The sequence below is a fragment of the Arthrobacter nitrophenolicus genome (genome assembly GCF_000332815.1).
GTDB classification, from domain to species: Bacteria; Actinomycetota; Actinomycetes; order Actinomycetales; family Micrococcaceae; genus Arthrobacter; species Arthrobacter nitrophenolicus.
Window position 1 is genome coordinate 1 of the sequence record NZ_AOFD01000046.1, and the last position, 26,075, is coordinate 26,075.

The 26,075-nt window shown below is 66.5% G+C and carries 19 protein-coding genes and 4 pseudogenes; 7 read left to right on the forward strand and 16 right to left on the reverse strand.

All coding sequences use genetic code 11. The features are described from left to right. The 3 genes from G205_RS15250 to G205_RS15260 form a co-directional block, all read right to left on the reverse strand. A partial coding sequence (locus G205_RS15250; RefSeq protein ID WP_009358770.1) for a dihydroxyacetone kinase family protein occupies positions 1-1,187 on the reverse strand: 1,187 nt, incomplete at its 3' end. A gap of 41 nt (positions 1,188-1,228) precedes the next feature. Then, positions 1,229-2,002, reverse strand: coding sequence for an SDR family NAD(P)-dependent oxidoreductase (locus tag G205_RS15255; protein ID WP_009358771.1), 774 nt, complete (start codon positions 2,000-2,002; stop codon positions 1,229-1,231). A gap of 35 nt (positions 2,003-2,037) precedes the next feature. Beyond that, on the reverse strand, positions 2,038-2,862 hold the full coding sequence (locus tag G205_RS15260; protein WP_009358772.1) for a sugar phosphate isomerase/epimerase family protein: 825 nt from the start codon (positions 2,860-2,862) through the stop codon (positions 2,038-2,040). Positions 2,863-3,042: 180 nt separating this feature from the next. On the opposite strand from G205_RS15260, the pseudogene G205_RS15265 reads away from it, so the two are divergent. The 6 genes and pseudogenes from G205_RS15265 to G205_RS15290 all read left to right on the forward strand — a co-directional run bounded on the left by G205_RS15265 (position 3,043) and on the right by G205_RS15290 (position 10,081). Beyond that, positions 3,043-4,379: pseudogene (locus G205_RS15265) on the forward strand (MFS transporter). A 35-nt stretch (positions 4,380-4,414) separates the two neighbouring features. After that, positions 4,415-5,308, forward strand: coding sequence for a transketolase (locus G205_RS15270; protein ID WP_035753349.1), 894 nt, complete (start codon positions 4,415-4,417; stop codon positions 5,306-5,308). Further along, positions 5,308-6,327, forward strand: coding sequence for a transketolase family protein (locus tag G205_RS15275; protein ID WP_009358774.1), 1,020 nt, complete (start codon positions 5,308-5,310; stop codon positions 6,325-6,327). The genes G205_RS15270 and G205_RS15275 overlap by 1 nt, the downstream gene beginning before the upstream one ends. A 113-nt stretch (positions 6,328-6,440) precedes the next feature. Next, complete coding sequence (locus G205_RS15280; protein WP_009358775.1) at positions 6,441-7,100, forward strand: GntR family transcriptional regulator; 660 nt, start codon at positions 6,441-6,443, stop codon at positions 7,098-7,100. Positions 7,101-7,248: 148 nt separating this feature from the next. Continuing rightward, positions 7,249-9,528 carry a maltose alpha-D-glucosyltransferase gene (gene treS / locus G205_RS15285; RefSeq protein ID WP_009358776.1) on the forward strand — a complete coding sequence of 760 codons (2,280 nt, stop codon included), beginning with the start codon at positions 7,249-7,251 and terminating at the stop codon, positions 9,526-9,528. Positions 9,529-9,628: 100 nt separating this feature from the next. Then, positions 9,629-10,081, forward strand: coding sequence for a DapH/DapD/GlmU-related protein (locus G205_RS15290; RefSeq protein WP_009358777.1), 453 nt, complete (start codon positions 9,629-9,631; stop codon positions 10,079-10,081). 2 nt (positions 10,082-10,083) lie between these two features. Here G205_RS15290 and G205_RS15295 read toward each other — a convergent pair whose 3' ends face one another. From G205_RS15295 to G205_RS15320, 6 genes and pseudogenes are all read right to left on the reverse strand, one after another. Next, a complete protein-coding gene (locus tag G205_RS15295; RefSeq protein ID WP_235046956.1) occupies positions 10,084-11,523 on the reverse strand; it encodes an MFS transporter in 1,440 nt (479 codons plus the stop codon). A 297-nt stretch (positions 11,524-11,820) separates the two neighbouring features. After that, positions 11,821-12,872, reverse strand: a pseudogene (locus G205_RS15300) (LacI family DNA-binding transcriptional regulator). After that, complete coding sequence (locus G205_RS15305) at positions 12,872-14,356, reverse strand: glycoside hydrolase family 1 protein (protein ID WP_009358779.1); 1,485 nt, start codon at positions 14,354-14,356, stop codon at positions 12,872-12,874. Before G205_RS15305 ends, G205_RS15300 begins: the two are co-directional and overlap by 1 nt. Beyond that, positions 14,353-15,254: pseudogene (locus G205_RS15310) on the reverse strand (carbohydrate ABC transporter permease). The gene G205_RS15305 and the pseudogene G205_RS15310 overlap by 4 nt, the downstream one beginning before the upstream one ends. Positions 15,255-15,265: 11 nt before the next feature. After that, positions 15,266-16,258: a carbohydrate ABC transporter permease gene (locus tag G205_RS15315; protein ID WP_009358780.1), complete on the reverse strand. Its 993-nt coding sequence runs from the start codon at positions 16,256-16,258 to the stop codon at positions 15,266-15,268. A 2-nt stretch (positions 16,259-16,260) separates the two neighbouring features. Continuing rightward, positions 16,261-17,553 (reverse strand): ABC transporter substrate-binding protein, encoded by a 1,293-nt coding sequence (locus tag G205_RS15320; RefSeq protein ID WP_009358781.1) that lies wholly within the window; start codon positions 17,551-17,553, stop codon positions 16,261-16,263. Positions 17,554-17,843: 290 nt separating this feature from the next. On the opposite strand from G205_RS15320, the gene G205_RS15325 reads away from it, so the two are divergent. Then, a complete protein-coding gene (locus G205_RS15325) occupies positions 17,844-19,820 on the forward strand; it encodes an adenylyl cyclase (RefSeq protein WP_152419599.1) in 1,977 nt (658 codons plus the stop codon). 86 nt (positions 19,821-19,906) lie between these two features. On the opposite strand, the pseudogene G205_RS15330 reads toward G205_RS15325, so the two are convergent. The 7 genes and pseudogenes from G205_RS15330 to G205_RS15360 form a co-directional block, all read right to left on the reverse strand. Continuing rightward, positions 19,907-20,955: pseudogene (locus G205_RS15330) on the reverse strand (HoxN/HupN/NixA family nickel/cobalt transporter). Next, the gene (locus tag G205_RS15335; protein ID WP_052014155.1) at positions 20,955-21,785 is read right to left on the reverse strand and encodes an urease accessory protein UreD; all 831 of its coding nucleotides are present in this window, start codon (positions 21,783-21,785) and stop codon (positions 20,955-20,957) included. Before G205_RS15335 ends, G205_RS15330 begins: the two are co-directional and overlap by 1 nt. Positions 21,786-21,930: 145 nt before the next feature. Beyond that, a complete protein-coding gene (gene ureG, locus G205_RS15340) occupies positions 21,931-22,548 on the reverse strand; it encodes an urease accessory protein UreG (protein ID WP_009358784.1) in 618 nt (205 codons plus the stop codon). Positions 22,549-22,578: 30 nt separating this feature from the next. Beyond that, entirely contained in the window at positions 22,579-23,244 is a 666-nt protein-coding gene (locus G205_RS15345) for an urease accessory protein UreF (RefSeq protein WP_035753346.1), read from the reverse strand. A 216-nt stretch (positions 23,245-23,460) separates the two neighbouring features. After that, positions 23,461-23,946: an urease accessory protein UreE gene (ureE, locus tag G205_RS15350; protein WP_009358786.1), complete on the reverse strand. Its 486-nt coding sequence runs from the start codon at positions 23,944-23,946 to the stop codon at positions 23,461-23,463. 31 nt (positions 23,947-23,977) lie between these two features. Continuing rightward, complete coding sequence (ureC, locus tag G205_RS15355; protein ID WP_009358787.1) at positions 23,978-25,708, reverse strand: urease subunit alpha; 1,731 nt, start codon at positions 25,706-25,708, stop codon at positions 23,978-23,980. Then, positions 25,705-26,073: an urease subunit beta gene (locus G205_RS15360; RefSeq protein WP_009358788.1), complete on the reverse strand. Its 369-nt coding sequence runs from the start codon at positions 26,071-26,073 to the stop codon at positions 25,705-25,707. Before G205_RS15360 ends, ureC begins: the two co-directional genes overlap by 4 nt. Between the last annotated feature and the right edge of the window lie 2 nt (positions 26,074-26,075).

A 26,075-nucleotide genomic window follows, 5' to 3' on the forward strand; every position in this document is an offset into this window, starting at 1 on the left:
CCGCCGTCGCCGGCGATGGCGTCCATGCGGCCCAGCCGCTCCTCAGCCTCGTGCAGCGAAGCACGCGCGGCGTCGATGGCCGCGGCGCACAGGAAGGCGTAACTGCGGGAGGCGTCCGTGGCGGTGAACGCCGCCGAGGCCTTTCCGGCGTCGGCCGCTTCCGCCGCGGTGTCTGCGCCGGAAACCCGGGCCGCGTTGCCGCGGCGGTAGGCCGGGGTCTCGGCCGGCGCAACCCACAGCGGTTCCAGTTCGTCGTCCAGCCAGGTGACGGTGAGCGAAACGCCCGCCATGTCCAGGCTGGTCACCAGCTCCCCCACCTCGGGCATCACCAGCGTGTACCCGGCCGAGCGCAGCAGTGGCGCCACCGTGCCCCACAGGACAAAAAGCTCCTCGTGCTTGGTGGAGCCCAGCCCGTTGAGGATGACGGCGATCCGCTCCCCCGCCCCCGCCGGAGTTTCGGCGAGGACCCGCGACACCAGTTCCTGGCCCAGCTCCCTGGCGGACGGCAGGTCCGTGTCATGCAGGCCGGGCTCCCCGTGGATGCCCAGGCCAAGGCCCATCTGCCCCTCCGGCAGGGTGAACAGCGGCGTTTCGGCGCCCGGGAAGGTGCAGCCTGCAAAGGCGCTGCCCATGGTCCGGGTCCGGTCATTCGCCTTGCGGCCCAGCCGGACCACCTCCGCAAGGCGGTCACCGCGCTCGGCGGCGGCACCCATCACCTTGAAGACGGGAAAGTCCCCGGCGATGCCGCGGCGCTTGCCGGCTTCCGACGGCGGGGCGCTGGCGATGTCGTCCGTGACCAGCACGTTTTCCACGGCGATGCCCTCGGCGGCCAGCCGGTCGCTGGCCATGCCGAAGTTCATCACGTCGCCGGCGTAGTTGCCGTAGGTGAAGACGACGCCGGCTCCGGACTCGGCCGCCTTGGCCACCGAGTAGGCCTGCTGGGCGGAGGGTGAGGTGAAGATGTTGCCCACCACGGCGCCGTCAGCGAAGCCGGGTCCGATCAGTCCGACGAAAGCCGGGTAGTGCCCGGAGCCGCCGCCGGCCAGCACCGCAACCTTGGGCTGCGTGGGCCGGTACCGGCGGACGGCGCCGCCGGGGACCTGGCGCACCAGGCCGGCGTGCACGTCGCAGAAACCTGCGAGGGCTTCCTCGGCGAAGTCGGAGGGGTCGTTGAAAATCTTTGTCATGGTGGGCTCTCTGGCGTCCGGATGTTTCGCTGGCAGGGCTGTTAGTGCATGTGGCTTCCGCCGTTGATGTCGAGGGTGGTGCCGGTGAGGTAGGCGGAGTCCTCGGAGGAGAGGAAGGTGATGGCTGCGGCGACCTCTTCGGTGGTGGCGTTGCGGCCCAGCGGAATGCCGGCGTTGATGGCGGCTTCCTGTTCCTCGGTGCTGCCCACGCGGATGTTGGTGTCCACCGCGCCCGGGGTGATGGCGTTGACGGTGACACCGGTGGTGCCCAGCTCGCGGGCCAGGGCCTTGGTGAAGCCAAGAATGGCGGCCTTCGCGGCGGAGTAGGGAACCTTGCCGAAGACGCCGCCGCCGCGCTGGGCGGAGACGGAGGACATGTTGACGATGCGGCCCCAGCCGTTGTCGATCATGCCCGGCAGGAAGGCCTTGGTGACCAGGTAGGTGCCGGTGGCGTTGACGTCCATGACCTTGTGCCACAGCTCGAGGGTGGTCTCCAGGAACGGCACGGGCGAGGTGATGCCGGCGATGTTCGCCAGTGCCCCGACGGGCGGCAGGTTTCCTGCGGCGACTTCGGCTGCGACGGCGGCCTGGGCAGCCGTGACGGATGCTTCGCTGGCGACGTCAATCTCGTGTCCGAAGGCGGGGACGTTGAATTCGTTGCCGATTTCGGCGGCGACCTTGGCGGACTTCTCGCCGTCGAGGTCCAGGATTACCACTGCCCAGCCTTCGTTGGCGTAGCGGCGTGCGGTGGTGAGGCCGATGCCCCGGTCCGAGGTGGCCCCGGTGAGGACTGCGGTGCGCTGGATGGTGCTCATGGTGGTACTCCTTGTGGCTGGTGGTGGGTTGTGCCTTAGAGAAGGTCGGTGATGAAGCTGGCAGCTTTCGCTGCCGCGGCGGGACGCTCGTCGTGCGTGACGTCCCGCGTCTCGAGTTCGAGGGAGTAGTGGCCGGTGTACCCGTCCGCGGCGAGCCGCTTCAGGCCGCCGGCGAAATCGGCTACGCCGTTGCCGATGCTGAGGTTGATGTTTCCCGGCACGGCGTCGCGCAGGTGGACGTGGCTGATGCGGCCGCGGTGCCGGTCCAGGTAGGCCTGGATGTCTTCGCCGGCGGCCGTGACGTGGCTGAAGTCCATCACGATTCCGACGCTGGATCCCGCCAGCCGGTCGGCCAGCTGTCCCGCGCGGTCCAGGTTCCAGCAGAACCGGAGGAAGTGCAGCGACTCGGTCCAGAGTTCGACGCCGAACTCCGACGCCCGCCGTTCCGCACCCGTGAGCTCGGCAGCAATGCGGTCGAGGTCCGCTTCGACGCTGCGCACCGGGTTGTGGTCCAGCGCGCCGCACGGCAGGACGAGGGCCTTGGCGCCGGTGTTTGCCGCCAGGGTGAGCAGGGCGTCAAGGTGGCCCTGCCGTGCTGCCCGCCCGTCGCCGTCGAGCACGGCGTTCAGGTCCCCGATGTCTCCGTTCACCGAACGCACCCGGAGGCCGGATGCCCGGACGGTTTCCGAGACGGCGGCAACGGCGGCTGCGTCCAGCTGGTACGGGACGTGGTCGCAGACACCGGGCAGGGCGCCCAGGTCGATTTCCTCGAACCCCAGTCCGGCCATGGTGCACAGCGCAGTGGCGAGCTCCTGGTGCCGAAAGCTGATGGATGAGCACCCGAGTCTGGAATGGAACATCGTTGATCCCTTGGTTCGTGCAGTAGTGATGCCGACCACAGTATGCGGATTCACTGTCAACAGTCAACCCCTGAAGTCGACTGTTGACATTGAGCATGACGATGGTCACACTGGTCTATCATTTGTTAACCGTCGACAGCGGCGACTCCCCCTTCAGCCGCTCTCCGAAAGGGAACCACCATGAGCAAAGATGCTCTGAACATGCGCGGTCCGGTTCACGGAACCAAGGACGCCAAGCGCGTTGCCATTGGCTCCGGTGTGGGCGCAGTCATCGAAACCTATGACTTCATTGGTTTCGGCACCGCCGCCGCGCTGTACTTCGGCACTGCCTTCTTCCCCACCGGCGATCCGGTCACGGGCACGCTGGCCGCCTTCGCCACGCTGGGCGTCGGCTTCGCGGCCCGCCCACTGGGCGGCATCATCGGCGGCCACCTCGGCGACAAGGTGGGCCGCAAGCCCGTGCTGGTCACGTCGCTGATCCTGATGGGTGTGGCCACCTTCCTGATCGGCCTGCTGCCCACCTACAGCCAGGTCGGGCTGCTGGCCCCCGCCCTGCTGGTGTTCGTCCGGATCGTGCAGGGCCTGGCGTTCGGTGCCGAATGGGGCGGCACCATCCTAATGAGCTACGAGCATGCACCGTGGAAGGCCAAGGGCAAGTACACCGGCATCGTCCAGGCCGGCTTCCCGGTAGGCCTGCTGCTGGCCAACCTGGTCTTCCTGGTCAGCGTGAACCTTGGCGGCGAGCTCGCCTGGCGCGTTCCGTTCCTGGCCAGCATCGTGCTGGTGGTGGTCGGCCTGATCATCCGCTCCAAGGTTCCCGAGTCCCCGGTCTTCGACGAGGTCAAGGACAGCGGCGACATCGTCAAGTCGCCCATCGTCGAGGTCATCAAGACCGACTGGCGCAACATCGTCCGCGGCATCGGCCTGCGCGTCGCCGAGACTGCAGGCTACGCCGTGTCCATCACCTACATGATTTCCTACCTGCACACCGAGCAGCTGGCGGACAAGACCCAGACCCTCGTCGCCCTCTGCATCGCATCCTTCATCGGCATCTTCGCCACCGCAGCCTGGGCCCGCCTGACGGACAGGATTGGCCGCCGTCCCGTCTACATCTGGTCCTGCGCGTTCGCCGTCCTGTTCGCGGTCCCGATGTTCCTGATGGTCAATACCGGCCTGTTCTTCTTCGTCATCGCCACCATCGCCATCTCCTACGCCGTCTGCCAGAACTCCCTCGCCGGCGCCAGGGTGCCTGGTTCCCCGAGCTCTTCCAGGCCAAGACCCGCGCTTCCGGTGCCAGCCTGGCGTACCAGATCTCCGCCATGGTCTCCGGCTTCACCCCGTTCGTCACCACCCTGCTCTTCGTCAGCTTCGGCTGGATGGGCCCGGCACTGCTCTTCGGCCTCTACGCCGCTGTAGGCCTGTGGGCCGCCGTCGCCACGCGGGAAACCTGGGGCAAGCGGGAGCGGCAGCTGGCTGATGAAGCCACCAAAAGCACGCCCAACACCGTAAGCGTCTAATGACCGTCACGCACGAAACAAAAACGGAGTCAGCAATGCCAGTAGAGACCGTCCAGGACCGGGCTGCGGAAAGCCAGGTGACGCGGGAGCGCATCGAAAAGATCAGCGCAGCCGCGTACCGGATCCGGCACCACGCCCTGAACATGGGTGAGGTGCAGGGCCAGGGCTACGTGGGCCAGGCTCTCGGCGCCGCGGACATGCTCGCCACGGTGTACGGGGACCAGCTCCGCTTCCGCGCCGCGGACCCGCACTGGGAGGGCCGGGACCGGTTCCTGCTCTCCACCGGGCACTACGCCATCGGCCACTACGCCGCCCTCGCAGAGGCCGGGATCGTCCCGGTGGAGGAACTCGAAACCTACGGCTCGGACGATTCGCGGCTGCCGATGTCCGGCATGTCCACCTACACCCCGGGCATGGAAATCTCCGGCGGTTCCCTGGGCCACGGGCTGACCATCGCCGTCGGCATGGCCCTGGGGCTGCGCTACCAGGGCTCCGGCTCGCGGGTGTTCAACTTCCTCTCGGACGGCGAACTGGACGAGGGCTCCACGTGGGAAGCGGCGATGGGCGCGCACCACCACCAGCTGGGCAACCTCACCGCGATGGTGGACATCAACGCCCTGCAGGCCGACGGCAAGACCGACACGGTGCTCCGCACAGAACCGGTCACCGAAAAGTGGGAATCGTTCGGCTGGTACACCCAGCGGGTGGACGGCAACGACGTCGCCGCGCTCCTGGCCGCCTTCGACAACGCAGCCGCCCAGGCCGCCGCCGTCGGACGTCCATCGGTGATCCTCTGCGACACCAAGGTGGGCCGCGGCGTGCCGCTGCTCGAGAACCGCGAGAAGGCGCATTTCATGCGCATCGAAGAGAACGAATGGCAGACCTGCCGCGAGCAGCTCACCGCCGGATATGAAGGAAAGGCTGCCTGATGAGCACCACCACCGAGGCACCCAACACCACGCCAGCCGCCAAGCCGAAGCTGAAGACGTCGGCGATGATCGCGTCCTTCGCCGACCCCGGCCAGAAGACCGCATCCGCGCCGTTCGGGCACGCCTTGGTGAAGGCTGCGCAGGAAAACGACAAGATCGTCGGCCTCACCGCGGACCTGGGCAAGTACACGGACATGCACATCTTCGCCAAGGCCTTCCCGGAGCGGTTCTTCCAGATGGGCATGGCCGAGCAGCTGCTCTTCGGTGCAGCGGCCGGCCTGGCCGAAACCGGGCTGGTGCCGTTCGCGTCCACCTACTCCGTGTTCGCCGCCCGCCGCGCCTACGACTTCCTCTGCCTGGACGCGGCGGAACCGAACCTGAACGTCAACATCGTGGGCGGCCTGCCCGGCCTGACCACCGGATACGGTCCCAGCCACCAGGCCACCGAGGACATGGCGATCTTCCGCGGCATGCCCAACCTGACCATCGTGGACCCCTGCGACTCGGTGGACATCGAGCAGGCCGTGCCGCAGCTCGCAGCCTCGGAGGGGCCCACCTACCTGCGGCTGCTGCGCGGCAACGTGCCCACCGTCCTGGACGAATACGGCTACACGTTCGAACTCGGCAAGGCCAAGGTGCTGCGCGGCGGCAACGACGTTGTCTTCATCTCCTCCGGGCTGATGACCATGCGCGCCCTCCAGGCAGCCAAGGCGCTGGCGGCACACAACGTGGACGTCGCCGTCGTGCACACCCCCACCATCAAGCCGTTCGACGCCGAAACCGTCCTCAAGGAGATCAACACGGACCGGCTCGCCGTCACCCTGGAGAACCACTCCGTGGTGGGCGGCCTGTTCGAAACGGTCGCCTCCGCCGTCGTCACCGCAGGCCTTGGCAAGCGCGTGGTGCCGGTCGCGCTGCCGGACCAGTTCCTCGACGCCGGCGCGCTGCCCACCCTGCACGACCGCTACGGCCTGGCCACCGACCGCATCGTGGCGAAGGTGCTCGCCGAACTCGGCTGAATCAGCGCCCTGGCAAAAGCACGGTTCCGGTCCCGGCCGGAGCCGTGCTTTCTGCCGTACTATCGAAACCACCGACTGTAAACAGTCAACGTACAACATTGAGGACAGAGGCCATGGCCGGACTGACCGCCCCGCTGCTGGGACTGCAAAAGAAGAGCCTGCGCGAGCAGGCACTCTCGGCCTTGAGGACCGCCATCACCAGCGGCGAACTGGAACCCGGGCGCCACCTGGTGGAAACCGAGCTGTCCGAGATGCTGCAGATCAGCCGCGGCACGCTCCGCGAAGCCCTCCGCCAGCTGGAGCAGGAAGGCCTGGTGTCCGCCGGCCCCCGCGGCCGGCTCTCCGTCCGCCACCTGGACGAAAAGGAAATCCGCGACATCTACGCCGTCCGCGCCGCCCTGGAGTCCCTCGCCGCCCGGACCCTGTGCGAACTGCCTGACCGGCAGCAGGTCACGGACTCCCTGCACCAGGCCATCGACGCGATGGGCGCGGCCGCCAGCGGAAGCCTGGAGGAGCGGATCGAGTCCGACCTCGAGTTCCACCGCACCCTCTGCCGGCTCACCGGCAACGAGACGCTGCTGCACTCCTGGGAGTCCCTGGAAGGCTCCATCCGGATGTCCATCATGTTCGCCGGGCTGGAAAAGGGCGTCAGCAACATGAGCGTGGACCGGCACCGGGACATCGTCACCGCCATCGACACCGGGGACGCCGCGCTGGCCAGGAAAACCATCCTCGAGCACATGGACACGGCGGCCGCAAACCTCGTCTCCTAGCTCCCGCGGGCCTGGTGTGCCGGCGTCTTTTTTGGCGCCGGCTGCTCCCTCCGCGCGAATACTCCCGGCCCTCTGGGGTACGTTGGCAGGAGCAGGGTGACCTGGAATGATGCCCAGGGACCACGGGAACAACCTGTAGGAGGAATCTATGCGGGAAGTCAGTGCCAGCGACGGTTTTCTTGAAGCGGACACCGTTGCCGGCGAGGATGAACAGGCAGTTCCGGCCGAGGCCGAACCGGCAGCAGAGCCGGAAATCACCTACGACGAACAGTTCTACCCTGCCCGGCCCAAGGCGCTCCGGCCGATTGCCCGCCGGCGGCAGTACCTCGCCACCCGGCCGTCCTTCGAGTTCGACGGCCGCAACACCGCTTACGTGGAGTGGCTGCGGAACCAGGCAATGCTCGGCGACGCGAATACCCTTGCGCGGCAGCTCTCCGGGCAGGCCAGCATGTGGCAGAACTCGTATGCGCACCCGAACCCGCGTGCCGCCGTCGAGCGTGCGCCGGTGTGGTTCACCGCGTATCCGCTGTCCTTTATCACGCGGCCCGGCGAATCCTTCCTCAGCGCCCTCGGCGACAAGAACATGTGGGACGCCTTCAGCGAGATCGGCATCCGCGCCATCCACACCGGCCCGGTCAAGCTGGCCGGCGGCATCAGCGGCTGGACCCAGACGCCCAGCGTTGACGGCCACTTCGACCGGATCAGCATGGCCATCGACCCCGTCTTCGGGACGGAGGAGGAATTCCGCCGGATGTGCGAGGTGGCCGCGGACCACGGCGGCACCATCATCGACGACATCGTGCCGGGCCACACCGGCAAGGGCGCGGACTTCCGCCTCGCCGAAATGAACTTCCGGGACTACCCGGGGATCTACCACATGGTGGACATCCCCGAGGAGGATTGGCACCTGCTGCCGGACGTTCCCGACGGCCAGGACTCGGTTAACCTCAGCCCGGAATCCGAACAGGCGCTGCAAAAGGCCGGATACATCATCGGCCGGCTGCAGCGGGTGATTTTCTACGAGCCCGGCGTCAAGGAAACCAACTGGAGCGCCACCCGCCCGGTGGTGGACACGACGGGCAAGACCCGCCGCTGGGTCTACCTGCACTACTTCAAGGCCGGCCAGCCGTCCATCAACTGGCTGGACCCCACCTTCGCCGGGATGCGCCTGGTGGTGGGCGATGCCCTGCACTCGCTGCTCGACCTGGGCACCGGGGCGCTGCGGCTGGATGCCAACGGATTCCTGGGTGTGGAAAAGAGTGCCGAGGAACAGCCCGGCTGGTCCGAGGGACACCCGCTGTCCGAGGCTGCCAACCAGCTCATCGGTTCCATGATCCGCAAGGTGGGCGGGTTCTCCTTCCAGGAGCTCAACCTGACCATCGACGACATCAAGGCAACGTCCGAAGCCGGCCCTGACCTGTCCTACGACTTCATCACCCGGCCCGCCTACCACTATGCGCTGGTCACGGCAGACACCGAGCTGCTGCGGCTGACGATGCGGCTGTCCATGGAAATCGGCGTGGACCAGGCGTCACTGGTCCACGCGCTGCAGAACCATGACGAACTCACCTATGAGCTGATGCACTTCGCCTCGGGCCACCGGGACGAGATGTTCGAGCTTGCCGGCGAGGAGCTCACGGGCGCCGAGCTGGCCGAGAAGGTCCAGCAGACCATGCGCGAGCGCCTGACCGGGGAGAACGGCCCTTACAACGCGGTGTTCACCACCAACGGCATTGCCTGCACCACGGTGAGCTTCATCATGGCGGCGCTGGGAATCCGGGATCCGGAGTCCATCACGCCGGAGCAGGAAGCGAAGGTCCGGGACGCCCACATCCTGCTGGCGATGTACAACGCCCTGCAGCCCGGCGTCTTTGCCCTGTCCGGCTGGGACCTTGCCGGGATCACCGCCCTTGACCGGGAGAGCGTTGCCGAGCTGACGGCGCAGGGCGACACCCGCTGGATCAACCGCGGCGCCCACGACATCATGGGCACCAGCCCGGATGCGAAGTCGTCATCCTCGGGCATGCCGCGGGCACGCAGCCTGTACGGTGGGCTGCCGGAGCAGCTGCAGGACTCCAACTCGTTTGCCCGGCGGCTCCAGCGGGTCCTGGCTGTCCGGGAGGAGCACGGCATCGCCACCGGCACCCTTGTCGACGTCCCCGACGTGTCCCACCGCGGGCTGCTGGTCCAGGTGACCAGGCTGGGAAGCGGCGCGCTTGAGGTCACGGTGCTGAACTTCTCCGACCAGGACGTGGCCGGCAGCATCCAGTCAAGCCACCTGGTGCCGGGCTCCACGGTGCAGGACCTGTTCAGCGGCGAGTCCATCGGCCAGGTGGATGACCTGGGCAGCTTCTTCCTGGAGTTGCCGGCCTTCCAGGGGACGGCACTGCTGCTTACGGAAGCAGAGGCGGCCGCAGCGGACGACTGATGCCGGCGCCGGCGTACTTACGGCTAGCGCGGGAATCTGTTTGGGTTCCGGACCGTTAACTGACTGTACGGTAAGTTACCGCACGGTACTGAGGGATTTCATGAACGCGAAGTTTGAATCAGTTGAGGACGACGCCGGCAAGGTCACCCGCTACGTCCGGCGTGCCAATGGCGGCGGCCTGGTGGCTCCGGGCGCCACGGTTGCCGACAGCACCCGCATCGGATCCATGACGTACGTCGAGAACGGTGCGCGGATCGGACACGGGTGCCGGATCGGGCACGGCAGCTGGATTGACCGTGATGCCACCATCGGCGACCGGACGGTGATCGGCGACGGCGTGCGCATCGGACGCGGCACGGTCATCGGAAACCGCGTGCACATTGGCAGCCACTCCCGGATCGGATCCAGCGTGCTCATCGAGCATGGTGTCCACCTGGAAGCTGACGCCATGGTGGCGGACGGCGAGCAGGTACTCGTTGACGCCCGCACGCCGGCCGCAGCCCGTGCCAGGCACCGGCAACACCGCAGGAGCAAAGGCAGGGTCGCCGCCTAAGCTTAGCGGGCGCCGACAGGCTCGGACGGCGCCGGTTCCTGGGTCAGCATCATGGTGGAGGTGTCGATCCGGTCATCGGAGTCCTGGCCCGCCACCAGCTTTTCCGCCTCGGCCCGGCTGGTGACCACGGGCACCGATCCCAGGAGGGGGCGTGCCGCGGTCTCACGCATCTTCACCAGGGCCACCAGCGCCACCGCGGAAAAGAATATGACATAGAACGCCGGGGCGTACAGGTTGCCCGTTGTTTCGACCAGGATCTGGCTGACCAGGGGCGTAGTACCGCCGAAGATGGAAATGGAGAGGTTGTGGGTGACGCCCACAGAACCGAACCTCGACGCCGTGGGAAACAGCTCGGACATGACGGCGGCGGTCAGCGCCAGGAAAAAGGCGCACGGCAGCGCGACCATGAACATTGCCAGGTAAATCGACCACAGCGTCCCTAGCTGCATCAGGGCGAACGCCGGAACCAGCAGGACCAGGTTGCCGATAGTCGCCACGGCATAAATGGGACGCCGGCCGATGCGGTCTGACAGGCGTGCCACGAGCGGAATCATGGCGGCCAGGAGGACCAGCACCACCACGGCGGCAATGGCCGTATGCACGGCGTCCGATCCAACCTGCGTTTCCAGGTAGGTAGGCATGTAGCTCGTAAGCATGTAGCCGGAGCTGCCGTCGGCGGCAATGAGGGCACAGCCGATAACGATTTGCGGCCAGTAGTGCTTAATGATGTTTGGCAGGTTATGCCGGACAAAAATGGGGTCGACCTCCTGGGTACCGGCTTTCACGTGGGCCACTTCGAAGCTCGGCGATTCCGGCAGGCGGCGGCGGAGGACGATCGCCACGATGCCCAGGGGCAGGGCGATCAGGAACGGGATCCGCCAGCCCCCGTCCAGCATGGCGGAACTGCCCCACATGGAAGTGGTGACGGCCGTGGTGACGGCCACCATGCTGGCGCCTGCGGCGAACCCCAGCATGGATCCCGAATTCAGGAGCGAGGTCATGAAACCCCGGTTCTTGTCGGGCGAGAACTCGGAGATGTACGTGGCGGCACCGGAATACTCTCCGCCGGTGGAGAACCCTTGAAGCATCTTCAGAAAGTAGAGGGGAATGATGACCCACAGTCCCACCTCGCCTGCGGTGGGCAACAGCCCAATTCCGGTGGTGGCGGCGGCCATGATGGCCATCGTGGCGAAGAGCACCTTGCGGCGGCCGATCCTGTCGCCCAGCGGGCCAAGGATCATTCCGCCGAGGGGACGCACGATGAACGAGACTGCGAAACCCAGCAGCGTGACAAGCAGCCCCATCCGCTCGTCCATGCCCTCCGTGAAGACAGAAGTCATGGTCACCGCGAGATAGCCGTAGACCCCGATGTCGTACCACTCGATGAAGTTTCCGACGCCTGCGCCCACCTGGGCCTTCCGCAGTTCGCCCTTATCAACCACGATGCAGTCATCCACCCTCAATCTTCGGGCAGTTTTTGGGCGCACTGAGCGCTGTTCTTTCGACGGTTCGAGCATTTTCGTCCTGTCTATGTACCGGATGACGGATCGGCAGGAGTACCGGCGGTGACACCGGAATCCCCCAGGGGAGGCTGGTAAGTATTGTGCCAGAAAGGCAAAGGCAGCCCGGCCGCCCCGGCACCCCGGTTGTGACCTGAGCCTCCATTTTCCGCGTGGTTAGTCCGCCTCAGGACTGTTGCAATAGAAGCAACTCCTCGCGTAATAATCATCGATCTCGCATCACGCCCGGGTGCTTTCGCGGATTACCAGCTCGGCGGGGTAGATCACCGGTTCCAGTTGCTGGTCCGGGTTTTCGATCGCGCGGATCAGGAGCTGCCCTGCCGTCACGGCCATATCCACCATCGGCTGGGTCACCGTGGTGAGGCCCAAGCCGTTGGCGGCGAGCAGGGAATGGTTGTCGAACCCCACGACGGCGACATCCTCCGGAACCCTCCGGCCCATTCCCCGCACCGTTTCAATGACACCCAGCGCCATCAGGTCCGAGGCGGCGAAAACTCCGTCAAGTTCCGGTGCGTCCGCCAAAAGGTTGCGTGCCGCTTCGGCGCCACCCGTCGTCGTGAAGTCCCCGTGGATGACCGGACCGGGCTGCAGTCCCGCTTCCCGGACGCCCTGCATCCATCCGTCCAGGCGGTCGACTGCCGCGGTCATGTCGGCGGGTCCTGCCACGGTGCCGAGCCGGGTGCGGCCGATGGCTGCCAGATGCCGGGCGGCGAGCCGGCCGCCCTCGCGGTTGTCCAGGTCCACGTAAGGGACACCGAAGCCCGCGGCCCACGGCCTGCCGATGAAGACTGTGGGCAGGCCGGTGGTGCCGAGGGTCTCCGCCCAGCCGTCCGCCTCGTGGAACGAGACCACGATCGCGCCGTCGACGTGCCCGCCGCGCAGGTACCGCATGGTCCGGGCGGAATCGTCCCCCGCCCGGGACATCAGCAGCACCAGCTGCATGTCAGTGTCCCTGAGGGCCTCGTTGACGCCGGTGATGACGGCGGCGAAGAAGGGTCCATCATCACCCTTGCATCGGGTTCGGGGATGACCAGCGCAATGGATCCGGTGCGCCTGGTGACCAGGCTGCGGGCCGCACGGTTTGGTGTGTAACCAAGGGCAACGATTGCGGCGTCAACGGCGGCCTGGGCCTCCGGGCTGACCTTCAGTCCGCCATTAATCGCCCTGGACGCGGTGGAGCGGGACACTCCGGCCGCCGTGGCGAGGTCCTCGAGCGTGGGGCTGGGCCGCCCTGCCTGCAGAAGGGCGGAGCGGCGGGACTTTTCGTTCATTACACCGACAATACGACACCCTGCCCTGCCGGCGACACGGCGTTGCTGCCGGCCGGAATTGCGTTGGAAGCCGCCACCTCGGAGTACCACAAGGCGCTGGCCTTCGGGATGCGTTCCTGGGTGGCATAGTCCACGCGGACCAGGCCAAAGCGCTGGTGGTAGCCGAAGGACCACTCGAAGTTGTCCAGCAGGGACCAGGCCAGGTATCCACGGACGTCCACGCCGTCCGCGATGGCGCCATGGACAGCTTCGAGGTGGGCTGCGAAGAACCCCAGCCGGTCCTGGTCGTCCACGAAGCCAGCTCCGTCAGGGACGTCATCGTAGGCTGCACCGTTCTCGGTGATGTAGACGGGGATCCCGGCCGGGCCCGTGTACTCCGCCTGCAGCCGGTTGAGCAGGCGCCGCAGCCCCTCCGGCTGGACCTCCCAGCCCATTCCCGTCACCGGCAGGCCACGGGGCACCGACCGCGCGCCGTCGGCAGCCACGAACGGGGAGGACACCGGGCGGTCCGCCTGGCCGGGAACCGACGTCGTTTCCGGCGCCGCCTGTTCCCGGGGGTCTGCCGGGTCCTTTGTGAGGGATTCCCCGTGGTAGTAGTTGACGCCGAGCAGGTCCAGGGGCGTGGAAATGATGTCCAGGTCCCCTTCGTGAATCAGGTCAGCCATTCCCAGGTGGGCAACGTCCGCCAGGAGGTCGGCCGGGTACTCCCCCCGGAACAGCGGGTCGAGAAAGATCCGGTTGAACTGGCCGTCGATCCGCCGCGCTGCGTCCCGGTCACCGTTGCTGGCCGGGTCGCGTGGATCGGCGACGGTCAGGTTCAGGGTGATGCCCAGCGATGCCTCGGCGTCCCGCCGGCGAAGTTCCCCGGCTGCCAGGCCGTGGCCGAGCAGGAGGTGGTGTGCAGCAGCAAGGGCGGACCCGGGTTCCTGCCGGCCCGGCGCGTGGATTCCCGCCGCGTAGCCGAGAAACGCGGAGCACCACGGCTCGTTGAGGGTGGTCCAGATGCGGACCCTGTTCCCCAGCACGCTGTGCATGAGGGCCGCATAGTCGGCGAAGCGGTATGCCGTGTCCCGGCTGGCCCAGCCGCCCTGGTCTTCCAGCGCCTGGGGCAGGTCCCAGTGGTAGAGGGTCAGCCACGGTGTGATTCCGGCAGCCAGCAGCTCATCCACCAGGCGGGAGTAGAACGCGATCCCGTCCGGGTTGGGCGTGACGCCGTCGGGCATGCAGCGGGCCCAGGACGTGGAGAACCGGTAGGCCTTCATGTTCAACTGGCCCATGAGTGCCACGTCCTGCTTGTAGCGCCGGTAGTGGTCGCAGGCCACGTCGCCGTTGTGGCCGTCCGCCACGGCACCGGGCACCCGGGCGAACACGTCCCAGATGGAGTCCTGCCGCCCCCCGGTGTGTGCTGCGCCTTCGATCTGGTACGCAGCTGTTGCCGCGCCCCAGAGAAAGCCCTCCGGAAACGGAAGTTGGGTGGAACTCATCCTTTGACTGCTCCTTGCATGATGCCAGATACGAGTTGCCGGCCTGCCGCGATGAACAGAAGCAGGAGCGGGATGGTGGCCAGGACGGCGCCGGCCAGGACCACGGAGTAGTCCACGAAGTGGGCCGCCTGCAGCAACTGCAGGGCCACCGGGAGGGTGGGGTTTGACGGGTCAAGGACGATGAACGGCCAGAAGAAGTTCGTCCAGGTGGCCACGAAGGTGAACAGCGCGAGCATGGCGGCAGCCGGACGGGCCGCCGGAAATCCGATGTGCCAGAACGCCTGGATCATGGACGCCCCGTCCATCCGCACGGCCTCGATGAGTTCATCCGGAAGGGCGTCACGCAGGTATTGGGTCATCCAGAACACGCCGAAGGCGTAACAATGCCCGGGACGATGACGGCCCAAAGCGAGCCGGTCCACCCGAGCTTGGACATCACGATGAACAGCGGGACCACGCCGAGCTGGGTAGGAACAGCCATGGTTGCGATGACAAACACCAGCAGCCCCTTGCTGCCGCGGAAGCGGAGCTTGGCAAAGGCGAATCCTGCAAGGGTGGAAAACGCGACGACGGATGCCGCGGTCACGCACGAGACGATGAGGCTGTTGCCCATCGCCTTCCAGAACGGAATGCTGTCAAAGACTTTCGCTGCGTTCGCCAGGAAGTTCCCGCCGGGCAGCAGCGGAATGCCGCGGCTCAGCACGGTGTTGTCATGGCTGCCCACCAGGAAGGACCAATAGAGCGGAAAGAGGGACGCCAGGAGAACGGCACCCAGGAATCCGTAAGTAAGGAAGCCGGGCCTGCGGGCACTTCCCTGGCCGGACCGGGGACCCCTGGCACCCGGTCCCCGCCGCGCTGCCGCCCGGGCGGCCCCCTTCCCGGCGGTCTGCTCGATCATGGGAATGGAGCTCACTTGCGGCCTCCCTGGCTTGCGATGCGCTTGGTGATGAGGAAGTTGAGCAGGGCGATCAGGACGATGATCAGGAAGAGCAGCCACGCCACGGCAGAAGCCCTGCCGAAGTTGCGCTGGCCCCAGCCGAGTTCCCAGATGTACATGGTCAGCGTCTGCCACTGCCTGTCCGCGCCGCCCAGGCCGGACTGGTCAAAGACCCGCGGTTCGTCGAAAATCTGCAGGCCGCCGATGGTGGAGGTGATCACCACGAAGATCACTGTTGGCCGCAGCATGGGGACGGTCACGGAGAAGAACTGCCGCAGCCGGCCGGCGCCGTCGATCGTTGCCGCCTCGAATACATCCCGCGGGATGGCCTGCATCGCTGCGAGGAAGATCAGCGCGTTGTAGCCGGTCCAGCGGAAGTTGACCATGGAGGCGATGGCCAGGTGGCTGGCCACCGAGTCGGAATGCCACCGGACCGGGTCCAGCCCTGCCGCCTTCAACATCTCGTTGATCAGCCCGAACTGGTCTGCGAAGAGGTTGTTGAAGATCAGGCCCACCGCCACCGGCGCAACGACGAACGGGACCAGGACACCCATCCGCCAAAACGTCCTTGCCCTCAGGTTCGCATCCAGCACCGCCGCGATCACCAGGGCGATGACAACCTGGGGAACGGAGGACAGGATGAAGATACTGAAGGTGTTGCCCACCGCATTCCAGAAGTAGGGCTGGGCCACAACGAAGGCGTAGTTTTCCAGGCCCGTGAACTTGCCCTGCCCGCCAATGAGGTTCCAGTTGTGCAGGGAAACCCATGCCGTGTACACCAGCGGGAAGAGCCCGGTGAGGGCAAACAGGATAAAGAACGGCGAGATGTAGAGGTAGGGGGACACTTTCACGTCCCACTTGGAGGCCTGCTGCGAGAAAGCCAGGCGCCGGACACCCTTCGTGTCCGCCGGAGGCAGGGGCGGACACCCGGCGCTCCGGGGCTTGACCCGGTCGGTGACAGCCATGCCTAGAGGGACTTCACGGCGGCGACGAACTTCTCCCAGGAGGAAGCGGCGTCGTCCGACTTGTCAACGTCCACACGCGTAAGGGCCTGCTGCATGGCGTCATTGATGGCGAAGTACTTGGTTCCCTTGAAAGGCGTGACCTCAACAGCCTTGGCACGTTCGGCGAAGATCTGGCCCGTGGGCGCGCCGTTGAAGAACGCATTCGTCTGGCCGAGCAGCTCGCTGCTTTCCAGCGCCTCCTTCTGGCTGGGGAAGGTGCCCTTGGCGGTGAAGGCCTTGATCTGCTGCTCGGGGGCTGTCAGCCAGCCTGCCAGCTTCTTGGCCTCCGCCTGGTGCTCGCCCTGGGTGGGAACCGTCAGGTAGGAGCCGCCCCAGTTTCCGCCGCCGCCGGGGAAGACGTTGGCCACATCCCAGCCGGTGACCCCGGCTGCGTTGCCCTCAATGACACCGAGCATCCAACCCGGGCAGAGGGTTGTGGCGAAGGCACCCGTCTGGAAGCCGGAAGCCCAGTCATCGCTCCACTGGCTGAGGTGGGCGGACAACCCGTCCTCGGTAGAGGCTTTCAGGACCTGGTTATAAGTGTCTTTGACCTTCTGGTTCTCCGTGGCGATGACGGTGCCGTCTTCCTCCTCGTAGACCTTTTCCAGCTGGTTGCTCATGCCCTGGTAGATTGCCCCTGCGGAGTCGAACCAGGCGGAATCCGGGCTGGCGGCCTTGAAGGCCTTACCGGCTTCGAAGTAGCTGTCCCAGGTGGTGCCCAGCATTTTGGCCACTTCCCCGCGTTCGGAGGGCATGCCGGCCTTCTTGAGCAGTTCGGCGTTGTAGCAGACGGCCTCGGGGCCGGAGTCGGTGCCGTAGCCAAGAAGCTTGCCATCGTCGGTGGTGGCGGCCTCGGCCTTCCAGTCCAGCCAGCGGCCTTCCACTGCAGGGTCGCTCAAGTCCGCAAAACGGTCCGGGTACTGCAGGAGTTCGGGAAGCCAGTCAACCTCCACGGCCTCGATATCGGACAACCCCGAGCCGGCGGCCAGGCGGGTGGTGAGGTTGTCCCGTGCTTCGTTGGTGGTTGCCGCCTTCTTGTGCTCAATGGTCACGTTCGGGTTCAGCGCCTCGTATTCCTCAAAGAGCGCCTCGTAGCCGAACTCATTGAATGTTCCGACCGTGAGCGTCACGGGCTCGGATCCGGTGGCGCCGTTCACGCCGGCCTTCTCTGCGGATGAGGATCCGCAGCCCGTCAGGGACAGGGCCAGGCAGGCGGCGGCAGCCGAGAGCACGGAGAACTTACTGGGGTTTTTCACAGGGGAAGACTCCTTCGTCAAAAGATGCCCCATCGGTCCGCATGGACGGCCGGAGGCGGGAGGTGGAGCAGCCGGGCTGGACCGGGTGGCAGTCCATCGTGGGAGCGCTCTCACCACATGGTGTCCCACCTCACAGCGACTTGTCAAGGAAGAGTAGGAGCGCTCCCACCCTACCCTTGCCGGTGCTTCGTCACGGTGTTACGCTTCCCCGACGAGAGCGCTCCCACGGCCCATCATTTTCGCCGCCGTCAAGCCGCCTCACTGCATCCCACCGACGAACAGGACCAGCAATGCCGCTAGCCCACCCTCCCCATCCGCCACGCGCCGACCGCCCGGACCACCCCCACGTGCGGCGCATGAAGGGCCGCCGGGCCGCCGGCACGATGGTCCTCCTTGCCGGGCTGATCGGCAGCGGCGGAGGCCTCGCCGCCGCTGCGCCGGTCGCGCTGCAAGCACCGGCCGCAACCCAGGCATCGGCACCCCAGGCCCCCGCACCGGCTGCTTTTCCCGCCGCTCCTCCGGCTGTTCCCGAGGGCACGGAGCCGGACTTCGGCCCCAACGTCCGGATCTTCGACCCCAGCATGCCCGTGGCGGAAATCCAGGCAACTGTTGATGCCATCGCCGCACAGCAGGTGGACGATGAAATGGGCTCAAAACGCTACTCACTGCTGTTCAAGCCGGGAACCTACGGCACCGCGGCGGAGCCGCTCATCATCCAGGTGGGCTACTCCACGGAGGTTTCGGGCCTGGGGGCTTCTCCCACGGACGTCATCATCAATGGGCACGTGGACGTGTACAACCGCTGCCTCACCGCGGAGAACTGCATCGCACTGAACAACTTCTGGCGGTCCCTGTCCAACCTCACCATCAACGTCATGGGCCTCGAGGGCTGCCGCAGCTCGGCCAACTTCTGGGCGGCCTCGCAGGCGTCGCCCATGCGGCGGGTCAACATCACCGGCGGCAACCTCTCCCTCATGGACTACTGCACCGCCGGACCGCAGTACGCCAGCGGCGGCTTCATTTCCGATTCGAAGACGGGCGACGTCATCAACGGGTCGCAGCAGCAGTACTTCGTGCGCGACAGCAGCATCGGCAACTGGTCCAACGGGGTCTGGAACCAGGTCTTCTCCGGAGTGGACGGGGCGCCGGCGCAGTCTTTCCCGAACCCGCCGTACACCACCTTGGCCAGCACTCCCATCAGCCGTGAGAAGCCCTACCTCACGGTGGACGGCGACGGCCGGTACAGTGTGTTCGTTCCGTCCGTCCGCACGGACTCGTCAGGAACCACCTGGGAAAACGGCCCGACGGCGGGCCGCAGCCTCCCCCTGTCCGAGTTCTACGTGGCCACCCCCTCGGACTCCGCCAAAACCATCAACGCCCAGCTGGCACGCGGCAAGAATCTCCTGCTCACCCCGGGGGTCTACGGCATTGCTGAGAGCATCGAGGTCAAGCGGGAAAACACCGTCGTCCTCGGGATGGGAATCGCCACCCTTACGGCGCTCAACGGAGCCGTCCCACTGACTGTCGCGGATGTCCCCGGCGTGGACATCGCCGCAGTCACGATAGATGCCGGCGAGGTCAATTCACCCGCCCTGCTGCGGATCGGCAAGGACCGCGACGGTGAGGGCAGCGGCTCCGCCAACTCTTCCGTGCGCAGTGATCCGGCCAACCCCACCACGCTTCACGACGTGTTCTTCCGCATCGGCGGGCCCCACGTGGGCAAGGCGTCAAACAGCCTAGAGGTCAACAGCGACAACGTCCTCCTGGACCACATCTGGGCCTGGCGTGCTGACCACGGCAACGGCGTGGGATGGACCACCAACACCGGTAAGAACGGCGTGATCATCAATGGCGACAACGTCACTGCCACAGGCCTGTTCGTGGAGCACTACCAGGAGTACAACGTCATCTGGAACGGCGAAAACGGCAAGACCATCTTCTTCCAGAATGAACTTCCCTACGACGCCCCCAACCAGGCCGCCTGGCAGCACGATGGGGTCCTGGGCTGGGCCGGCTACAAGATCGCAGACACCGTCAAAACCCACGAACTGTGGGGCGGCGGCAGCTATGTCTACAACAACGTGGACCCCACCATCCACGCAACCCGCGGCTTCGAGGTGCCGGTGACGCCGGGCGTCAAGCTGCACAGCCTGCTGACGGTCAACCTGGGCGCCGGCACGCTGGACCACGTCATCAATGACACCGGCGCACCGGTTTCCACGGACGCCGTCGGGGTTCCCAGCTACGTCCCGGAATTCGGCGGCTAGGCAGCTTCTGGTCCGGAATTCTGAAGGTGCGGTGCAGGCCATCCGGCAGGCACCGCACCTTGCTGTTCCCGGATCGCCGTGAGCTGTTACCCCTTCCGAACGCCCTGCTCCCGGAGTGCCGACGCACCCCACACCGCCAGCAACAGTGCCACCAGCAGGAGGCCGGCGTCGCCCAGGTCAATAGAGCCGAGCCAGGCGGTCACCGGATCCTCCAGCGCGAACGCGGCATGGACAAAGCCGCCGAGCGTGACCACGGCAATGAACAGCGCGGACACGGCCGAAATCCCGGTCACCAGCGCATTGAAGCCCAGCTTCCGCTGGGGGTCGTCCAGTGCCGAGCGGTACATCCGCATCATGCCACGCCGTTGAGGGAATCGCAGAGCGTCATGGCGGCCGCGAACGCCAGCGGCAGGGCAAGCAGGGTGAACGCCGGCACCCCGGCCAGCGAAGCCGCCGTCGTCATCATCAGCAGCCCGATGGTGGTGGCGGTGTCGAAGCCAAGCCCGAAGAGGAAGCCGATCACGTAGATGTTCCGCGGCCGGCGCACCCGGGACAGCGGCCTGGCAAGGAGCCGCGCCACCAGGCCCTGGGGTTCCAGGTCGCGCGGATCGACGGCGGCGCCCCTGCGTGCCCGGCGGTAGGCCTTCGCGGAGCGGGCGAACGCGGAGCCGTTGAACAGGCCCATCGCCAGCAGGAAGAGGCCGGACACGCCGCTGCCCACCAGCCCGAGGACCAGGTTCCCGGTGGACCCGTCCGCCATGAATTCCCCCACCAGGGCCGCGCCCGCGATGACCAGCACCCCGGCCAGGGCCACTACCGAGCTGTGCCCCAGGCTGAAGGCGAAGCCGACGCTGACCGGGTCCTGTCGCTGCGCCACGAACTTCCGCGTCGAGTTGTCGATGGCGGCGAGGTGGTCCCAGTCGTAGCTGTGCTTTACGCCGGCCAGGTAGGCGGTCAGGACCAGGCCCCAGGTGAGTGCCTCCGTCCCTGCCGCGCCGGCGTTTCCGGAGAGCAGGAGAACGACGGCGGCGGCGTGCAGGGCGGCCACGGCACCGAAAGTGAACAGTATCCGGGTCCGCAGCGGCAGCGTTTCCCGCTCCCGATACAGCGCGGTGATGGTTGTCAGGGCGGTCATCAGTGCTTCCTCAGGTTGAGCGGTCCCTGCCCCTGCCAGCGTTCCCGCAGGAGGTTGGTGCAGCCGGCAAGCAGGGAGTTCAGTTCCCCGGTGCTGTTGGACAGCGCACGCAGGACCAGGCCGGTGGTTCCGGCGGCGGGGCGGGTGAGGGAGACACCGGCCAGGGCGTCGTGTCCGGCGGTGAGCGCGTGCAGTTCGTCGGCGAGCGCCTGGTCCACGCGGGCGTCCACCACCACCAGCGATCCCAGATGGCTGTAGCCCTCCATGAACCCCAGGCCTGTCACATCGCCCGCGGGCGGACGGATCAGCAGGTTGTCCAGCGCCAGCAGGTGGGTTCCTTCGTCCGTTTCGACCCGTATCTCGTTTCGCAGCCGGATCTCCTGGTACCGGAAGCCCGCTCCATCCGGCGACCAGCCCGGCGTCACAACTTCCGCCATCACCAGGGACGACGACGGCCGGACGGTCACGGAGGTGCGTTGCCGGTAGCTGGCCTCGCGGTAGGCGATGAGCTGGTCCGGCATCAGCTCCAGCCGCGCCCCCTCCCCCAGCCGCAGGTCCATCCGCTGCTCGGCAAACGACCCCGGAGTCCTGTAGACCTTCGTGGCGGACTGGGTAGTCAACAGCAGGTCAGCCCCATCCCCGACCTCAACATCCAGAAGAAACAAATCCGCCCCAAGATAAGCCCCGCCAGGATTCACCACGACATAACAAACCTGCCCGGAATCATCCAGATAGTGCGGCCGAAGAACTCTCAATGCGCCCTGATGATACTGGTGCACGGCAACCGAGCGCTGGCCACGCACGGCGACCCGGAGCTCAAGCTCCCCCATCGGTGCTTGTCCGTGGCTGGGTCCGGCAGCTTCGCCGGATTTGGGGCCGTGCCCGCTCCGCGGTGCCCGCCACGCCGCGGCCCCCAAATCCGGCCTCGCCGCCTCAGCGGGCACGTCACCTCGCGCAAGTTCACTGCCGCCATGCCTATTGCACCAGGTCAAGCATCAGGACGTCGTGCCGGATCCATTCGATGACTTTGTCGAGGCCCTCGTCGGTCTTGAGGTTGGTGAAACAGAACGGCTTTGCTCCCCGGAACTCCTTGGAGTCCTTCTCCATGACCGATAAATCGGCCCCGACGTGGGGGGCGAGGTCGGTTTTGTTGATGATGAAGAGGTCGGACTTGATCATGCCCTGGCCGGCTTTGCGGGGGATTTTCTCGCCCTGGGCCACGTCGATGATGTAGATGGAGAAGTCCACGAGTTCGGGGCTGAAAGTGGCGGAGAGGTTGTCGCCGCCGGATTCCACGAAGATCACCTGCAGGTCGGGGTGCCGGGCCTTGAGTTCCTCGATCGCTGCGGTGTTCATCGAGGTGTCCTCGCGGATGGCGGTGTGCGGGCAGCCGCCGGTTTCGACGCCGATGATCCGGTCTACGGGCAGGATGCCGTTGGCGGCGAGGATTTTGGCGTCCTCGATGGTATAGATGTCGTTGGTGATGGCGGCCATGGAGATGTCGCCGCTCATGTGCCGGGTGAGCCGTTCCACGAGCTGCGTTTTACCGGCGCCCACGGGCCCGCCGATGCCGATCTTGATGGGTTCAGTCATGGTGTCCTCCTTGTGAATCCATGGGCACGGTCAGCTCATGAACATCCGGGCACGCTGGCGTTCGTGCCGCATTTGTGAAATTTCCAGTCCGGGGATGACGGCCCCGAAGTCGTCCGGCGTCAGGTGGGCGACCCGCTCGACGGCGGCAGCGACGTCGTCGTGCGCCTTCCGCAGCACGCGCTGCCCGGCGTTCTGGCCGAGCGGGATGGCGCGGACGGCGTTCTGCGTCAGCGAGGTGGCGGTAGCGAAAAGGTAGGCAGCGAGCGCCTCCTGCAGCGGCACTCCCAGCGAACGTGCGACGACGGCGAACGCCAGCGGCTGGTGTCCGGCGGCCCTGCCGGTGGTCACCAGGTCCCGGTACAGTTCCAGCTCCGCCGACGGAAAGACTTCCGCCCCGATCTCAAGCAGCCGGAGCCCCATTTTGGTGCTGGCCTCCCGGACCTGCCGCGGCAACAAAGACGCCGACAACGCAGCATCGAGCCCAACAACATCACCACCCTCATACAAGAACCGAATGGCAAGCCCATCCGAATACGTCAGCTGCTGCGAAACAAAAGCCGACAACCACACCCCAAAACCAGCCTCATCAAAAACGAGCCCCCGCTCGAGATAAGTCTCAAACCCAAAAGAGTGAGCAAAAGCCCCAGTAGGCAAAGCGGAATCCACAAGTTGCTGCAGAGCAAGCTGGTAACTCATTGCAGGCACCTCGACGACTGGTGACTTTTTGAATCGGCGGAGGCGGGAGATAGGGGCCGCGGCGTGGCGGGCCGCGCGGGGGGCCTACTGGCGCAAGGGCCCCGACCCGAGCTTGCGAGGGTTGGGAGCGCCTGGGGACGGGCACGGCCCCTATCTCCCGCCGAAGCCCCCGCGTCGGCACCCAGGTCTCGACAGGCTCGACCACCGGGGGCGGTTTCAGTGACTGTGCTCAGCATGGCGGAAAGGTACGGGCATGACGCGTTCCTGCCGGGAGTAGGGCACTCCGGTGTGTTTGAGATAGTCCTCGACGGTGTGGTCGTAGGCGCAGACCATGACCTCGGCTTCATATTCAGACGATGTGTCGAAGAACTGTGCCTGCAGGTGCCGGTTGCCGAGGGAGTGGGCAGCGACCCCCATTTCGTGGATGGACCGGGGGGCGATGACCAGGACGTCGGTGGGCAGGACGGACACCACGATCATGTTGGAGTCTTCGACATGCAGGATGTCGCCGTCGCGGAGGTCGCCGGAGCCGGCGGGAAGGCGGATGCCGATTTCCTTGCCGTGGTCCGTGGTGGCGCGCTGGATGCGCTTGACCAGCTGGGCGCTGGGCAGCACCACCTTCTCGCGATGCAGGCCGGCGTAGGCTGCGAGGTCCGTTTCGGGCAGCTCGTGCAGGTTGCCGAGGACTTTGTCGATGATCACGGGGTTCTCCGGGGGCGTGAAAGGGGAAGGGCTAGAAGAGGAAGTAGCGCTGTGCCATGGGCAGGACGTCGGCGGGCTCGCAGGTGACGTCCTCGCCGTCGACCGTTACCTGGTAGGTCTCCGGGTCCACCTGGATGTCCGGCGTCGCGTCGTTGTATTTCAGGTCCGCCTTGGTGAGGGTGCGGATCCCGGAGACGGGCCGGATGACCTTCTCCAGCCCCAGCTCGCCCGGCACTCCGGCGTCAATGGCCGCCTGCGGGAGGAACGTGATGGAGCACTGCTGCACCGCCTTCCCGTGGGCCCCGAACATGGGCCGCATGGTCCGCGGCTGCGGGGTGGGGATGGACGCGTTGGCGTCGCCCATCAGGGCATACGCGATCTGCCCGCCCTTGATCACCAACTCCGGTTTAACGCCAAAGAAGGCAGGGTCCCACAGCACCAGGTCCGCGAACTTGCCCTCCTCAACGGAGCCGACGGCGTCCGCGATGCCCTGGGCGATGGCCGGGTTGATCGTGTACTTGGCCACGTAGCGTTTGAGCCGGAAGTTGTCGCTGCCGGCGGAGCCGTGCGCGCCGCCGTCGTCATCTGCCAGCACACCGCGCTGCTTCTTCATCTTGTCCGCCACCTGCCAGGTGCGGGTGATCACCTCACCCACGCGTCCCATGGCCTGGGAGTCGGAGGAGGTGATGGAGAAGATGCCCAGGTCCTGCAGGACGTCCTCGGCGGCGATGGTCTCGGCCCGGATGCGGGAATCGGCGAAGGCAACGTCCTCGGGGATGTCCGGGTTGAGGTGGTGGCAGACCATCAGCATGTCCAGGTGCTCTTCGATGGTGTTGCGCGTGTACGGCAGCGTGGGGTTGGTGGACGCGGGCAGGACGTTGGGCATGCCCGCGATCTTGATGATGTCCGGGGCGTGGCCGCCGCCGGCACCTTCGGTGTGGAAGGTGTGGATGACGCGGCCGCCGATGGCCCGGATAGTGTCCTCCACGAAGCCGCACTCGTTGAGGGTGTCAGTGTGGATGGCCACCTGGACGTCGTACTCGTCCGCCACCTTCAGCGAGGTGTCGATGGAGGAGTGCGTGGCGCCCCAGTCCTCGTGGACCTTCAGCCCGATGGCGCCGGCACGGATCTGTTCGGCCAGCGGTTCGACGGCGGACGCGTGGCCTTTGCCGAGCAGGCCGATGTTCATGGGGAAGCCCTCGGCCGCCTGCAGCATCCGTTGGATGTGCCATTTCCCGGGGGTGACGGTGGTGGCCTTGGTTCCTTCGGCCGGGCCGGTGCCGCCGCCGATCATGGTGGTCACGCCACTCGTGAGTGCGGCGGCCACCTGGTCCGGGGAGATGAAGTGGATGTGGGTGTCCACTCCCCCGGCGGTGAGGATCTTGCGTTCCCCGGCGATGATCTCCGTGCTCGCTCCGATCACGATATCCACGCCGTCCGTGATCTGGGGGTTGCCGGCCTTGCCGATCCTGAAGATGTGGCCGTCCCTGAGCGCCACGTCCGCTTTGTAGATGCCGGTGTAGTCCAGGATGACGGCGTTGGTGATAACGGTGTCCGGAACGTCCTCATCGCGGACCGCCTGGCCGTTCTGGCCCATGCCGTCCCGGATCACCTTGCCGCCGCCGAACACCACCTCCTCGCCGTAGACGGTGAGGTCTTTCTCGATTTCGAGGAACAGTTCCGTGTCCGCCAGGCGGATGGCGTCACCCGTCGTCGGGCCGTAAAGGTCGGCGTACTGCCGTCGTGGCATCTCGAAGCTCACTGCTGGTCCCCTTCCGCTGCGGCACCCGGCCGGGCCGGGCTGCCAAGGTGCGTGCCGCCGTCGAGTTTCCCGTTGACCGCGTTGCTGAGCCCGTGGACTTCGCGGGTGCCGGCGAGTTCGATCAGCCGGACGCTGCGCGAGTCGCCGGGTTCGAACCGGGCCGCGGTTCCGGCCGGGATGTCCAGCCGGCGGCCGTAGGCTGCCTGCCGGTCAAAGGCCAGGGCAGGGTTTGCCTCGGCGAAGTGGAAGTGCGAGCCCACCTGGACCGGCCGGTCACCGGTATTCACCACCTCGACGTCGATGGCCTCGCGCGCGGCGTTGGCCGTTACCGGCTCGGGCCGCAGGATGTATTCTCCGGGAATCATGG